Source organism: Streptomyces sp. NPDC003456 (assembly GCF_042878735.1).
Classification (GTDB): domain Bacteria; phylum Actinomycetota; class Actinomycetes; order Streptomycetales; family Streptomycetaceae; genus Streptomyces.
The window spans coordinates 1,068,586-1,082,278 of the sequence record NZ_JBIAOK010000004.1; the positions used below are offsets into that span (position 1 = coordinate 1,068,586).

9 protein-coding genes are annotated in these 13,693 nt (G+C 71.5%); 6 read left to right on the forward strand and 3 right to left on the reverse strand.

Features of this window, described 5'->3' with window-relative positions:
- Nucleotides 1-14 precede the first annotated feature (14 nt).
- From ACFYWG_RS20995 to eccCa, 3 genes are read right to left on the reverse strand one after another with little or no spacing between them, the layout of a single operon-like run.
- Nucleotides 15-1,517, reverse strand: coding sequence for a hypothetical protein (locus ACFYWG_RS20995; protein ID WP_389202725.1), 1,503 nt, complete (start codon nt 1,515-1,517; stop codon nt 15-17).
- A gap of 56 nt (nt 1,518-1,573) precedes the next feature.
- Nucleotides 1,574-2,137 carry a hypothetical protein gene (locus tag ACFYWG_RS21000; protein ID WP_389202727.1) on the reverse strand — a complete coding sequence of 188 codons (564 nt, stop codon included), beginning with the start codon at nt 2,135-2,137 and terminating at the stop codon, nt 1,574-1,576.
- A 59-nt stretch (nt 2,138-2,196) separates the two neighbouring features.
- Complete coding sequence (gene eccCa / locus ACFYWG_RS21005; protein ID WP_389202729.1) at nt 2,197-6,153, reverse strand: type VII secretion protein EccCa; 3,957 nt, start codon at nt 6,151-6,153, stop codon at nt 2,197-2,199.
- Nucleotides 6,154-6,315: 162 nt separating this feature from the next.
- On the opposite strand from eccCa, the gene eccD reads away from it, so the two are divergent.
- The 6 genes from eccD to ACFYWG_RS21035 all read left to right on the forward strand — a co-directional run bounded on the left by eccD (nt 6,316) and on the right by ACFYWG_RS21035 (nt 13,549).
- Entirely contained in the window at nt 6,316-7,785 is a 1,470-nt protein-coding gene (gene eccD, locus ACFYWG_RS21010; RefSeq protein WP_389202731.1) for a type VII secretion integral membrane protein EccD, read from the forward strand.
- A 303-nt stretch (nt 7,786-8,088) separates the two neighbouring features.
- Nucleotides 8,089-8,376: a 30S ribosomal protein S15 gene (gene rpsO, locus ACFYWG_RS21015; RefSeq protein ID WP_003993372.1), complete on the forward strand. Its 288-nt coding sequence runs from the start codon at nt 8,089-8,091 to the stop codon at nt 8,374-8,376.
- Nucleotides 8,377-8,703: 327 nt separating this feature from the next.
- Nucleotides 8,704-10,923 (forward strand): polyribonucleotide nucleotidyltransferase, encoded by a 2,220-nt coding sequence (locus ACFYWG_RS21020; RefSeq protein WP_383504171.1) that lies wholly within the window; start codon nt 8,704-8,706, stop codon nt 10,921-10,923.
- Nucleotides 10,920-12,299, forward strand: a complete 1,380-nt coding sequence (locus ACFYWG_RS21025) for a M16 family metallopeptidase (RefSeq protein WP_389202734.1) — start codon at nt 10,920-10,922, stop codon at nt 12,297-12,299. The genes ACFYWG_RS21020 and ACFYWG_RS21025 overlap by 4 nt, the downstream gene beginning before the upstream one ends.
- 28 nt (nt 12,300-12,327) lie before the next feature.
- A complete protein-coding gene (gene dapB, locus ACFYWG_RS21030) occupies nt 12,328-13,080 on the forward strand; it encodes a 4-hydroxy-tetrahydrodipicolinate reductase (RefSeq protein ID WP_376332835.1) in 753 nt (250 codons plus the stop codon).
- Between the two features lie 13 nt (nt 13,081-13,093).
- Nucleotides 13,094-13,549 (forward strand): hypothetical protein, encoded by a 456-nt coding sequence (locus ACFYWG_RS21035; RefSeq protein WP_376332837.1) that lies wholly within the window; start codon nt 13,094-13,096, stop codon nt 13,547-13,549.
- Nucleotides 13,550-13,693: the final 144 nt, after the last annotated feature.

Genomic DNA, 13,693 nt, shown 5'->3' on the forward strand with positions numbered 1-13,693 from the left:
GGTGCCCCGACGGCTCAGTCAACGACGGGAGGAACGGTGCGGCGGAGAGTGCTGGCCCAAGTCTCGTCGTCTTCAACGAGGTAATCCGGCCGCCGCTGACTCTGACCCTGCTGGATGTCGCGACGGAAGGCAGATTTTGGAATCGAGTTCACAGTGCCTCCGGCCCGACCGGCAACTGAACCGTTACTTGGATCCGTGGCCTTCTGTGGGCGGACCAGACCGGCGCCACCGGCGGCAAAAGGTCGTGGGCTGGTGCCGCCCGGTTGAACCGGTCTACTGCCCACGACGCCACCGGTTTCAGCAAGTCGCCGAGGTCCATGTGCTGTGCTCTGCCCCGAGGCACTGCCTGCGCCCATGTTGCTGCTGGGAGAGGCCACAGGCCCAAGCGGCATGCGTCCTTGACTTGGGTCCCCACCAATGACCGTTCCTCGTGGTAGCCCGGTTGAGGGCCGACCGGCGTTGGGGGATACCGGGCGGCCACCGATGATGCCGGTTTCGCGCGGATGACGGGGGAAGCTACCGTTGGCGCCTGTCTGTCCCGGAAGGAGGGAGGGACGGACTTGTGCTGGAGTCCGTGGAGGGCTTTGGGGCCCCGGCACCCTCACCTGGCCGGTCCTCATCGGCTGGCCGAGGACCGGCTGTACGGGATAAGAGCCATCCAGACGCGGCCCACTTCCGTTCTGCGGCACAGTTGTGCTGAGAGGCGCAGTGTTCGGCGTCTCGGCTAGGGAAGTGACACCATCAATATTCATGGCAGCGGGCTGTGGTTGAGCATGCTGCGATCTAGACGAGGAGGTAAGGGCTGTTTGCCTGTCAGTAGTGCCTGTGCCCGTCGGGTTGGGTACTTCGCTCTTCTGGACGTTGCCGGCGGGATGGGAGCTTGCCCCGGTCGTCGAACCGGGGCCGCCTGCCTCCAGGGGGACGTAGTGTTCCGGAGTTTGCCAAGCGCCAGGAGGCAAGTGGTTGGCCGGCGGCGCAAACGTAGGTGGTTCCACGCTGTTCACCTGCTGCGCCGAGTACTCATACGTCTGCGCCAGCTTCCGCAGTTGCTGGATCGCCTCCGCCCGCGTCGCCTCCATGCGCTGCTGTGCCGCCGCCGCGTCGGACTGGGCCGTCTGGGCCAGCTTGCGGGCGTCGGGGTCGTTCCGTGCGCCCGGCTCCTGCGTCGTGGCGAAGGCCTTGCGCGCGTTGGCCAGGTCCGCCTCGGCCCGGGTGGTCTCGGACGTGGCCGGCATGGACGCCTTCGCCTCTGCCACCGCCTGGGCGACCGTCGCCATCCAGCGGGAGGCGACTTCCGCGTACTGGCCCAGACGCAGGGTCGCCGCCGCGCTCTGCCCGCCCCAGTCGCGGAAGGCGTCGCCGCCCTCGCCCTGCCATTCGAGGCCCTTGACGTACGTCATGAGGTCGTCGCCGATCTTCGTGATCGTCGACGAGGCCTTGGCGAGCTTCGTCGCCAGCTGGGACGCGCCAGCCGAGCTCGCCGAGTCCAGCAGCGCCGCCAACTGCTCGTGCGTCATGGACTCGAAGTCCGTACGCCCCGGCTGCGGTGTTCCGCGGCCTGTCTGCCCGGCCATCAGTACTCTCCCGCCTCGGTGGTGGAGGGTTCCGGCGTGCCGGCAGCGCCTCTCGTACCACCGGTACCGGTCTCACCCGTCGCACCGGTCGCACCGGTCGCATCGGTCGTACCCGCCGGCCGCTCCGCGTACGGGTCCCGGCCCGCCACGTAGTACTTCTCCGCCTCCGCGTTGACCGCCCTCATCCGCGCCTTGATGTCCGCGTCGAGGTTCTCGTAGCCCACCCGCGAGGCGTGCACCGCCAGCCCCATGCTCTCGATCTGCGTGCCCAGGGCCTTGGACAGCTTCTCCAGTTCGTCGTGGACGACGGCGTACGAGTCGTAGAGGAACTGCGCCTCCTTGAACTCCGCGGAGCCCAACTGGGCCCGCTGCAGGCGGTCCCGGCCGACCTTGGCCGGTGCTGCCTCCGACTCGCCCAGCTCCCGCAGCAGGTCGTCGACGCGCTTCTTGAAGCCCGCCATGGCCTTGTGCTGGATGTCCAGCGCCATCGCGGGGTTCACCCCCGACAACGTGTCGAACGCCCTGCCCGTGTCCGGCGCGCCGCCGCCCCCGTGCGAACTCACCGCTGCAACCTCCCCGTTCTCTCCGCACGCCCCCGTTTCGGCGTCCGGGTCCGATCACCCTAGTGGCGTTGCGGAAGCAAGCCCACCTGAATCAGCGGCGTCCCGCGCTTGCGTGACACGAACACGCCACGTCCGGGAGGCATGGGGCGCGCCCGTACGCTGCCCAGGATGTCGCCCTCGCTCGGATCACCCGAAAGGATCACGCCCTGCGCGCCGAGCTCCTTCAGCCGCTGCAGGAACGACTCGTACATGGCCCGCGAGGCGCCCGCCGAGCTGCGCGCGACGATGAACTTGACGCCCACGTCCCGGGCGAACGGCAGGTGCTCCACGAGCTGGGTCATCGGGTTGCCGGAGCCGGACGCGACCAGTTCGTAGTCGTCGACGACGACGAACAGCTGCGGGCCGCTCCACCAGCTGCGGTCGCGCAACTGCTGCGGGGTGATGTCCGGCTTGGGCGCCCGCCGCTCCATGAACTGGCCGATGGCGTCCATGTGCACCTGCATGGCCGACGCCATGGGCGCGTACTCCAGCAGGTGATCCTCGGAGACCGCCTCCAGCATGGTGCGCCGGTAGTCGCCGACCACGATGCGCGCCTCGGCTGGCGTGTAGCGCTCGGCGATCTGCTTGGCGATCAGCCGCAGCAGGTTGGTCTTGCCCGACTCGCTGTCGCCGAACACGAGCAGGAACGGGTCCGTGTCGAAATCGACGAAGACCGGTTCCAGAGCGGCCTCGTCGATGCCGATGGCGATGCCGTGCTGCGGGAACTCGAACCCCTTGGGCAGCTGGTCGGCGGGCAGCTTGCGCGGCAGCAGCCGCACCGCGGGGGCGGGCGGTCCCTGCCAGCCGCCGCTCACCGTCCGCACGAGCTGGGCCGTCGCCTGCGGAAGGCTGTCGACCTCGGACTGCGAGTCGATGCGCGGCAGCGCGGTCATGAAGTGCAGCTTCTGCGGGACCTGGCCGCGTCCCGGCACGCCCGCGGGGACGTTCAGCGCGACCTTGCGGTCGAACTCGGAGTCCATGGCGTCGCCCAGCCGCAGCTCCAGCCGGCCCAGGATCTGGTCCTTGAGCGCCGCGCGCACCTCCATGTACCGCGACGCGGAGAGCACCACGTGCACGCCGTAGCCGAGGCCCCGCCCGGCGATGTCGTGGACGACGCCTTCCAGCCCCTCGTAGTCGTTGCGGAACGTGCCCCAGCCGTCGACGACCAGGAAGACGTCGCCCCAGACCTCGCCGGGCAGGTCACCGGCCGCGCGGCGGCGCCGGTAGGTGGCGATCGAGTCGATGCCGTGGCTGCGGAAGAACCGTTCGCGCCGGTTGAGGATGCCCGCCACCTCCGCGACCGTGCGCCGCACCCGCTCGGGATCGAGCCGGGACGCCACCCCGCCGACGTGCGGCAGGTCGTTCACCGCGGTGAGGCCGCCACCGCCGAAGTCCAGGCAGTAGAACTGCACTTCGTGGGGCGTGTGGGTGAGTGCGAACGAGGAGACGAGCGTGCGCAGCAGGGTGGACTTGCCCGACTGGGGGCCGCCCACCACCATCATGTGCCCCGCGGCGCCGGAGAAGTCCTGGTACAGGACGTCGCGCCGCTGCTCGTACGGCTTGTCGATCAGTCCGAGTGGGACCGTCAGCCCGCCGAGCCGCGTGTATTCGGCGGCGTGCGCGCCGCGCCGGTCGGTGACGGCCAGGGCCGGCAGCAGATCGTTCAGCGCCGGGGCCCGGTCCAGCGGCGGCAGCCACACCTGGTGCGCCGGCACCCCCTGACCCTCCAGCCGCTGCACGATCACGTCCAGCACGGTGTCGGCGAGGGCGTCGTCCTCCCCCCGCGGCTGCGGGTCCCGGCCCGGTTCGGGGGCCGCGTACGTCACCGGCACGGGCGTGGCCGTGAACAGCGCGGGCCGCCGCTCCACGGACAGCCGGCTCGCCGAGGCGTCCGGCCCGCCCGTGCGGTGGACGCCCGACACATAGGCGGCCTTGAACCGCACCATCTCCTCCGTGCCGAACTTCAGATAGCCGGAGCCGGGCACGGACGGCAGGTGGTACGCGTCCGGAACACCCAGCGCGGCACGGGACTCGGCCGCCGAGAACGTACGCAGGCCGATGCGGTACGACAGGTAGGTGTCCAGCCCCCGCAGCCGCCCTTCCTCCAGCCGCTGGGAGGCCAGCAGCAGATGCACGCCCAGCGACCGGCCGATGCGGCCGATCTGGATGAACATGTCGATGAAGTCGAGCTTGGCGGTGAGCAGTTCGCTGAACTCGTCGATCACCAGGACGAGCGAGGCGAGCGGTTCGAGCGGGGCGCCCGCGGCGCGCGCCTTCTCGTAGTCGTGGAGGTTGGCGTAGTTGCCGGCCGACCGCAGCAGCTCCTGTCGGCGCTGCAGTTCGCCGCGTACGGCGTCGCCCATGCGGTCGACCAGGGTCAGGTCGTCGGCCAGGTTGGTGATGACCGCGGCGACGTGCGGCAGCTGGGCCATGCCGGCGAAGGTCGCGCCGCCCTTGAAGTCGGCCAGCACGAAGTTGAGCGTCTCGGACGAGTGCGTGACGGCCAGTCCCAGCACCAGGGTCCGCAGCAGCTCGGACTTGCCGGAACCCGTGGCGCCCACGCACAGGCCGTGCGGCCCCATGCCGTCCTGGGCGGCCTCCTTCAGGTCCAGCATCACCGGCCGGCCGTCCTCGCCGACGCCGATCGGCACCCGCAGCCGCTCGGGCGTGGAGCGGGGGCGCCAGGTGCGCCGGACGTCGACCGAGGCGGCGTCGCCCAGTCCGAGCAGGTCGGTGAAGTCCAGGTTGGACAGCAGGGGTTCGTCGTCGTCACCGCCACCCATGCGCAGGGGCGCGAGCTGACGGGCCAGCGCCTCGGCCGCGGTCGGCGGCATGCCGTCCGGCGTGCCCTCGTAGGCGATGCCGCCACCGGAGTCCAGCCACAGACGGTCCGGGCGCACGACGACCGAGAGGTCGCCGCGCGGCTGGTCCAGCTCACCGGCGACCACCTCGACCACGGTGACGCCCTGCAGGCCCTCCGCGGCGGCGAACGCCGACGTGGGCGGCACCATGCCGCCGTCCAGCACCACCAGCACGTGCGGCTGGTCCAGCAGCGGGCGGCCCTCCCTGCTGAACCTCGGCCGGCCCTCCAGCCGGGGGGCGAGCAGGGCCTCCAACTCGCCGAGGTCGTCCCCGAACAGACGCCGGGTGCCCGCCCCGTCCACCTGCCCGGCCACCTGGCTGTGCGGCAGCCACTTGGTCCAGTCCCAGCGCTCCACCGCCGCGGGCGCGGCCACCACGGCCACGACCAGGTCGTCGGGGGAGTGCAGGGTGACCGCCTGCGCCACCAGCGCGCGGGCGGTGGAGCGGGCGCATTCCGGTTCACCGGACACCGTGACGTGGTAGAAGGCGCGCAGCGACACGGCCACCGGCAGGGCGTCCAACTGGCCGTGCACGGCGAGGAAGCGCTGCATGGCCCCCGCGCACAGCGGCTCCAGCTCGTCCACGGGCGCGGTGTCCGGCGCGACCAGGGGAGTGGCCAGTTGCTGCGGTCCCAGTCCGAGCCGCACCTGCCCGAAGTCGCCGTCACCGAGCCGCCGCTCCCACACGCGGCTGCCCTCGGCGACCACGGCCCACAACTGGTCCGGAGCGGGGTGCAGATACAGCTGCGCGTCGCGCTGGCGCAGCGCGGTGCGCCGGATCCGGCGGCGCGTCTGGGCGAGGTAGCGCAGGTAGTCCCGCCGCACATCGGCCATTTGCCCCTGCGTACCCCGGCGGTAGCGGACGATCTGGGCGACCACCATGGCGGCCGTCGACACCAGCATCACCACACCCATGATCCGCATGAACGGATGGGCGTTGGGCGACGCGAAGTAGAACACCACCGACGAGCCCATGCCGAGCGTCGGCAGCACCTGCATCAGCACGCCCTCCTGCTGCCCGCGCGGCAGCTCGGGAGGAGCTTCCAATCGCAGTTCCTCAGAAGGCACTTCGGGGGGCAGCGCACGAGGCGGACGCTTGACGACGATCTGGCTCACCGAGGCCGATCCCCCTGCTCCGACGGGCCCTTGCGTACCCGCACCCCCGTGGTACCGGCCGTCCCGCGCTGCCCGGAGATCCTACTCGGCACGACCGACGGTGCTTGTCGGTAGGGTGACGCACCGCAGCGTACGCATCCGCGAAGCAGGGGGTCAGTGAAGGTGAGTTCGACCACGGCAACAGGGTTCTGCCGCGTCACCGTCGTGGCTCCCGACAGCCGCATCGACGTGGCGCTGCCGACGGACCTGGCGGTGGCCGAGGTCTACCCGGAGATCCTGCGCCTGACGGGGCAGACCCAGCCCGCCGGCACCCCGACGGGCTATCACCTGGTCCGCCGGGACGGCAGGGTGCTGGATGCGGCGCGCACGCTGGCCGACGAGCGCGTCCTGGACGGTGAGGTGCTGAGCCTGCGCCCCTTCGCCGAGTCGCTCCCGCCCGCCGTCCACGACGACGTCTCGGACGCCGTCGCCTCGGCCGTCGTACGGGACCGCCACCTGTGGAGCGACGACCTGCTGCGCGCCGCCGGGCTGGCCGGCGGCGCACTGCTGGTGCTGCTGAGCGGTTTCGTCCTCTGGCACGCCGACCCGGTGCGCCACGACATGAGCGGACTGCCCGGCATCCTCGCCGGCGGCATCGGCCTGCTCCTCACCGCGTTCGCCGGCGTCCGCGCGCGGGTCTACGCGGACCGGGCGTCCGCCGCCGCCCTCGGGCTCTCGGCGCTGCCGCTGCTGATGATCGCCGGCTCCGGCATCGTCGGCCCCCAGGCCGGCCACGGGCCGGGCAAGCTCCAGTTCATGCTGGGCTGCGTGACCGTGCTCGTGGCCTCGGTGGTGCTGGCCGCCCTGTCCCCGTCCTCGGACGCGCCCTTCGTGGCGGCCACCTTCGTCGCGGCGGTGGGGACGCTGGCCACGTTCACCGCCATCGTCGCCGGCGCCTCGGCCACGGCGACCGCGGCCGTGTGCGCCCCCGCCGCGATCGGCCTGGTCGCCTTCCTGCCCGGCATGTCCGCCCGGTTCGCGCGCCTGCCCATCGGCTACGCCCCACCCCGTTCGGCGGCCCAGGACGACTTCGACCCGGAACCCGGGCAGGGCCCCGACGAGGAGCCGCTGGACGCCGAGCGGATCGCGGCACAGGCCCGGCGGGGGCACGAGATGCTGCTGGGACTGGTCGGCGGCACCGCGGCCGTCGTCATCGCCTCCGCCGCGGTCCTGGGCTTCTCGGACGACCTGTGGGGGCAGCTGCTGGCCTTGGCGGCCGGGCTGGCCATGCTGATCCGGGCGCGCCTGTTCCGCTACACCTCGCAGGTGGTGTGCGTGCTGGTGGCGGGCATCGCGGCCGTCGCCCTGCTGATGATCGGCCTCGCGCTGAACCCGCCGGGGGACGCCCTGGCCGAGTTCGTGCTCCACGACGACCGCGGGGCGCTGGACGCGCGCACGGTCTGGCTGACCGCGGCCGTCGCGGCGGGCGCCGCGCTGGTCACCGCGGTCGGGCTCGTCGTCCCGCGCAAGGGCCTGTCCCCGTTCTGGGGCCGCTTCCTCGACCTCGCGGAGGGGGCCGTGCTGCTCACGCTGGTCCCGCTGTGCCTCGCCGTCCTGGGCGTCCTCACCGACGTCCGCTCCATGACCGGCTGACCTGAGCCGGTCATGACCTGAGACGATGTCCCGGGTCCCGGGTGCCGGGTGCCGGGTGCCGGGTGCCGGGTGCCGGCCAAGGCGCCGGTGCGGCGGCCCGGACCGGGCAGCGGCAGGACGCCCGGCGAACCCTCCCCCCACCGCCTGCTACCCTGGTCGACGGCCGTTTGTGTACGCGCCCCCGGAGCGATCCCTCGCCCTGGAGGCCGCGCCCAGCGGATCCCGCCTTCCGAGTCACGGAAGCTCCCCCGAGATGCAGACCGGGGGCACTCGGTGGCCATTCACAGACCATGAGGAGTACGCGTGCCGCTCGACGCCGCTACGAAGAAGCAGATCATCACCGAGTTCGGCCAGAAGGAGGGCGACACCGGCTCCCCCGAGGTCCAGGTCGCCATGCTCTCGCGCCGCATCTCGGACCTGACCGAGCACCTCAAGACCCACAAGCACGACCACCACTCGCGTCGTGGCCTGCTGATCCTGGTGGGTCAGCGTCGCCGCCTCCTGCAGTACCTGGCGAAGAAGGACATCCAGCGCTTCCGTGCGCTGGTCGACCGCCTCGGCATCCGCCGCGGTGCGGCGGGCGCCAAGTAAGACGCCGTGAGGGGAGCGGTTCCCGGCAGGAAAAGGGAACCGCTCCCTTTGCTGTACGTGCGGAGTGTCACCCCCGCTTTGTAGTGTGGTAGCACAACGCAAGATGCGACACAGCGTGATACGTCCTCACCTGGATGGGTACGGCGTATCGCGTCAGACGAACGAGGAGAGGCGCACCAAGCCGCCGCCGGTCCTCGGTAGTGGCCCCCGGGAGGAGCGAACCCCGGGTGCTTCGATCGAAGACCGGCCCGCACAGCACGGCGCGCTTCTCCGCAACCGTCCCCCTGCCACACGGGCAGCGGGGACGAGGACGAGGAGATATCACTAGTGGAGAACGAGACCCACTACGCCGAGGCCGTCATCGACAACGGCACGTTCGGCACCCGCACCATCCGCTTCGAGACGGGCCGCCTGGCCAAGCAGGCCGCCGGCTCCGCCGTGGCGTACCTGGACGACGACACCATGGTGCTGTCGGCCACCACCGCCTCCAAGAACCCCAAGGACCAGCTCGACTTCTTCCCCCTCACGGTGGACGTCGAGGAGCGGATGTACGCCGCCGGCAAGATCCCCGGCAGCTTCTTCCGCCGTGAGGGCCGTCCCTCCGAGGACGCCATCCTCACCTGCCGCCTGATCGACCGCCCGCTGCGCCCGTCCTTCAAGAAGGGCCTGCGCAACGAGATCCAGGTCGTCGCCACGATCATGGCGCTCAACCCCGACCACCTGTACGACGTCGTCGCGATCAACGCGGCCTCGGCGTCCACGCAGCTGGCCGGCCTGCCCTTCTCCGGCCCGATCGGCGGCGTCCGCGTCGCGCTGATCCGCGGCCAGTGGGTGGCCTTCCCGACGCACACCGAGCTCGAGGACGCCGTCTTCGACATGGTCGTCGCGGGCCGCGTCCTGGAGGACGGCGACGTCGCGATCATGATGGTCGAGGCCGAGGCCACCGAGAAGACCATCAAGCTGGTCGAGGGCGGCGCCGACGCGCCGACCGAGGAGGTCGTCGCGGCCGGACTCGACGCCGCGAAGCCCTTCATCAAGGTCCTGTGCAAGGCACAGTCGGACCTCGCCGCCAAGGCCGCCAAGCCCACCGGCGAGTTCCCGATCTTCCTGGACTACCAGGACGACGTCCTCGAGGCGCTCACCGCCGCCGTCCGCCCCGAGCTGGCCCAGGCGCTCACCATCGCCGGCAAGCAGGAGCGCGAGGCCGAGCTGGACCGCGTCAAGCAGCTCGCCGCCGAGAAGCTCCTGCCGGAGTTCGAGGGCCGCGAGAAGGAGATCTCCGCCGCGTACCGCTCGCTGACCAAGACCCTGGTCCGTGAGCGCGTCATCAAGGAGAAGAAGCGCATCGACGGCCGCGGTGTCACCGACATCCGCACCCTGGCCGCCGAGGTCGAGGCCATCCCGCGGGTCCACGGCTCCGCCGTGTTCGAGCGCGGCGAGACCCAGATCCTGGGCGTCACCACGCTGAACATGCTCCGCATGGAGCAGCAGCTGGACACGCTGTCGCCGGTGACGCGCAAGCGCTACATGCACAACTACAACTTCCCGCCGTACTCCACCGGCGAGACCGGCCGCGTCGGCTCCCCGAAGCGCCGCGAGATCGGCCACGGCGCCCTCGCCGAGCGCGCCCTGGTGCCGGTCCTGCCGACGCGCGAGGAGTTCCCCTACGCGATCCGCCAGGTCTCCGAGGCGCTGAGCTCCAACGGCTCGACGTCCATGGGCTCGGTCTGCGCCTCCACCATGTCGCTGCTGAACGCCGGTGTGCCGCTGAAGGCCCCCGTCGCCGGTATCGCCATGGGCCTGATCTCCCAGGAGATCGAGGGCGAGACGCACTACGTCACCCTCACCGACATCCTCGGTGCGGAGGACGCCTTCGGCGACATGGACTTCAAGGTCGCCGGCACCAAGGACTTCGTGACCGCCCTCCAGCTCGACACCAAGCTGGACGGCATCCCGGCCTCCGTCCTGGCCGCGGCCCTGAAGCAGGCCCGTGACGCCCGCCTCCACATCCTCGACGTGATGATGGAAGCGATCGACACCCCGGACGAGATGTCCCCCAACGCCCCGCGGATCATCACCGTCAAGATCCCCGTGGACAAGATCGGCGAGGTCATCGGCCCCAAGGGCAAGATGATCAACCAGATCCAGGAGGACACCGGCGCCGAGATCACGATCGAGGACGACGGCACCATCTACATCGGTGCCGCCGACGGCCCGGCCGCCGAGGCCGCCCGCGCCACGATCAACGGCATCGCCAACCCGACGATGCCCGAGGTCGGCGAGCGCTACCTGGGCACGGTCGTGAAGACGACCACCTTCGGCGCCTTCGTCTCCCTGCTCCCCGGCAAGGACGGTCTGCTGCACATCTCGCAGATCCGCAAGCTCGCCGGCGGCAAGCGCGTGGAGAACGTCGAGGACGTCCTCGGCGTGGGCCAGAAGGTCCAGGTCGAGATCGCCGAGATCGACTCCCGCGGCAAGCTCTCCCTGATCCCCGTGATCGAGGGCGAGGAAGGCGACGAGACGAAGAAGGACGACGCCGACCAGTGACGTCCCGTGAGTCCAAGGCGACGGCCCGCACCTCCTCGGAGGCGCGGGCCGTCGCCCGTACCCAAACCCTCATCAAGGGCGAGAACGGCATCGGCACCGTGCGCAAGACCACCCTCCCCGGCGGCCTGCGCATCGTCACCGAGACCCTGCCCTCGGTCCGCTCCGCGACCTTCGGCATCTGGGCGCACGTCGGCTCCCGTGACGAGACCCCCGCGCTGAACGGCGCCACCCACTACCTCGAGCACCTGCTCTTCAAGGGCACGCACAAGCGCAGCGCCCTCGACATCTCCTCCGCCGTCGACGCGGTCGGCGGCGAGATGAACGCGTTCACGGCGAAGGAGTACACGTGCTACTACGCGCGTGTGCTCGACACCGACCTGCCGCTCGCCATCGACGTCGTCTGCGACATGCTGACCGGCTCGCTCATCCGCGAGGAGGACGTCGACGTCGAGCGCGGCGCCATCCTCGAAGAGATCGCCATGACCGAGGACGACCCGGGCGACTGCGTGCACGACCTGTTCGCGCACACGATGTTCGGCGACAACGCCCTCGGCCGCCCGGTCCTCGGCACGGTCGACACGGTCAACGCCCTCACCGCCGACCGCATCCGCCGCTTCTACAAGAAGCACTACGACCCGACCCACCTCGTCGTCGCCTGCGCCGGCAACGTCGACCACGCCAAGGTCGTCCGCCAGGTCCGCGCCGCCTTCGACAAGGCCGGGGCCTTCCGGGACCTCGCCGCCGAACCCGTCGCCCCGCGCGGCGGCACGCGCGCCCTGCGCACCGCAGGCCGGGTCGAGCTGGTCGGCCGCAAGACCGAGCAGGCCCACGTCGTGCTCGGCATGCCGGGCCTGTCCCGCACCGACGAGCGGCGCTGGGCCCTCGGCGTGCTGAACACCGCCCTGGGCGGCGGCATGTCCTCGCGCCTGTTCCAGGAGGTCCGCGAGAAGCGCGGCCTGGCCTACAGCGTGTACTCGTACACCTCCGGCTTCGCCGACTGCGGACTGTTCGGCGTGTACGCGGGCTGCCGGCCCTCCCAGGTGCACGACGTGCTGAAGATCTGCCGCGACGAGCTCGACCAGGTCGCCGAGCACGGCCTCCCGGACGACGAGATCGCCCGTGCCGTCGGCCAGCTCCAGGGCTCCACGGTCCTCGGCCTGGAGGACACCGGCGCGCTGATGAACCGCATCGGCAAGAGCGAGCTGTGCTGGGGCGAGCAGATGTCCGTCGACGACATGCTGGCGCACATCGCGTCGGTCACCCCGGACGACGTCCGCGAGGTCGCCCGCGAGATCCTGGGACGGCGGCCCTCCCTGTCGGTCATCGGCCCGCTGAAGGACAAACAGGCGGCCCGCCTGCACGACGCCGTCGCCTGACAAACCCCTGGTGAAAGAAGCAGAAGAGATGAGCAAGCTGCGCGTGGCGGTCCTCGGCGCCAAGGGCCGGATCGGCTCGGAGGCGGTCCGGGCCGTGGAAGCCGCCGAGGACATGGAACTGGTCGCCGCCCTCGGCCGGGGCGACGCCCTGGAGGCGCTCACCGACACCGGCGCCCAGGTCGCGGTCGAACTGACCACGCCCGACTCGGTGATGGCCAATCTCGAGTTCTGCGTCGGCCACGGCATCCACGCGGTCGTCGGCACCACGGGCTGGAACGACGAGCGCCTCGCGCAGCTGAACGGCTGGCTGGAGAAGTCCCCGCGGACCGGTGTGCTCATCGCGCCCAACTTCTCCATCGGGGCCGTGCTGACCATGAAGTTCGCCCAGCTCGCCGCGCCGTACTTCGAGTCCGTCGAGGTCGTCGAGCTGCACCACCCGAACAAGGTCGACGCCCCCTCCGGCACGGCCACGCGCACCGCGCAGCTCATCGCCGAGGCCCGCCGCGCCGCCGGCACGGCCCCGGCGCCGGACGCCACGGCCACCGCCCTGGACGGTGCCCGCGGCGCCGACGTCGACGGCGTGCCCGTGCACGCCGTGCGGCTGCGCGGCCTGCTCGCCCACCAGGAGGTCCTGCTCGGCGGTGAGGGCGAGACCCTCACCGTCCGGCACGACTCGCTCCACCACAGCAGCTTCATGCCGGGCATCCTGCTCGGCGCCCGCCGCGTGGTGGGCACCCCGGGCCTGACCTTCGGCCTGGAACACTTCCTGGACCTGAACTGAGCCCCTGAACGACATGCGCGCGAAGCTCACCTACGCCCTCACGGCCGCCGTCCTGGTCGTCTACTTCGTCCTGGTCGGCAGCCGCGGCGTCCTGCTCATCGAGACCGGCACGCCCCTCACCGTCACCTTCGGGGTGGCGGTGCTGATCCTGCCGGGCATCGGCCTGTGGTTCCTGTGGAAGAACACCCGGTTCGTCCGCCGGGCCAACGCCCTGGCCGCCGAACTCGACGCCGAGGGCGGGCTGCCCGTCGACGAGCTGAAGCGGACCCCCAGCGGGCGCATCGACCGCGACTCGGCCGACGAGGTCTTCGCCCGGCGCAAGGCGGAGACGGAAGCGGCCCCCGACGACTGGCGCACCTGGTTCCGCCTCGCCGTCGCCTACCACGACGCCCGCGACACCCCGCGCGCCCGCAAGGCCATGCAGCGCGCGATCGCGCTGCACGACGGCAAGCAGCCGGAAGCGGCCTGACGCTTGTCGGGAGCGCCACCCCGGTCATGGCGGGGGGGGGGGGGGGGGGGGCGGGCGCCCGCCCCCCCCCGCGGGGGGGGGGGGGGGGGGGGGGGCGGGCCGCCCCCGCCCCCCCCCGGCGGGGGGGGGGGGGGGGGGGGCGGG

Bases quoted from the DNA above. Each gene is read 5' to 3' on its own strand.
- ACFYWG_RS21035 (WP_376332837.1), top strand. From the start codon at position 13,094: ATGCGCGCGAAGCTCACCTACGCCCTCACGGCCGCCGTCCTGGTCGTC.
- ACFYWG_RS20995 (WP_389202725.1), bottom strand. From the start codon at position 1,517: ATGACGCACGAGCAGTTGGCGGCGCTGCTGGACTCGGCGAGCTCGGCT.
- dapB (WP_376332835.1), top strand. From the start codon at position 12,328: ATGAGCAAGCTGCGCGTGGCGGTCCTCGGCGCCAAGGGCCGGATCGGC.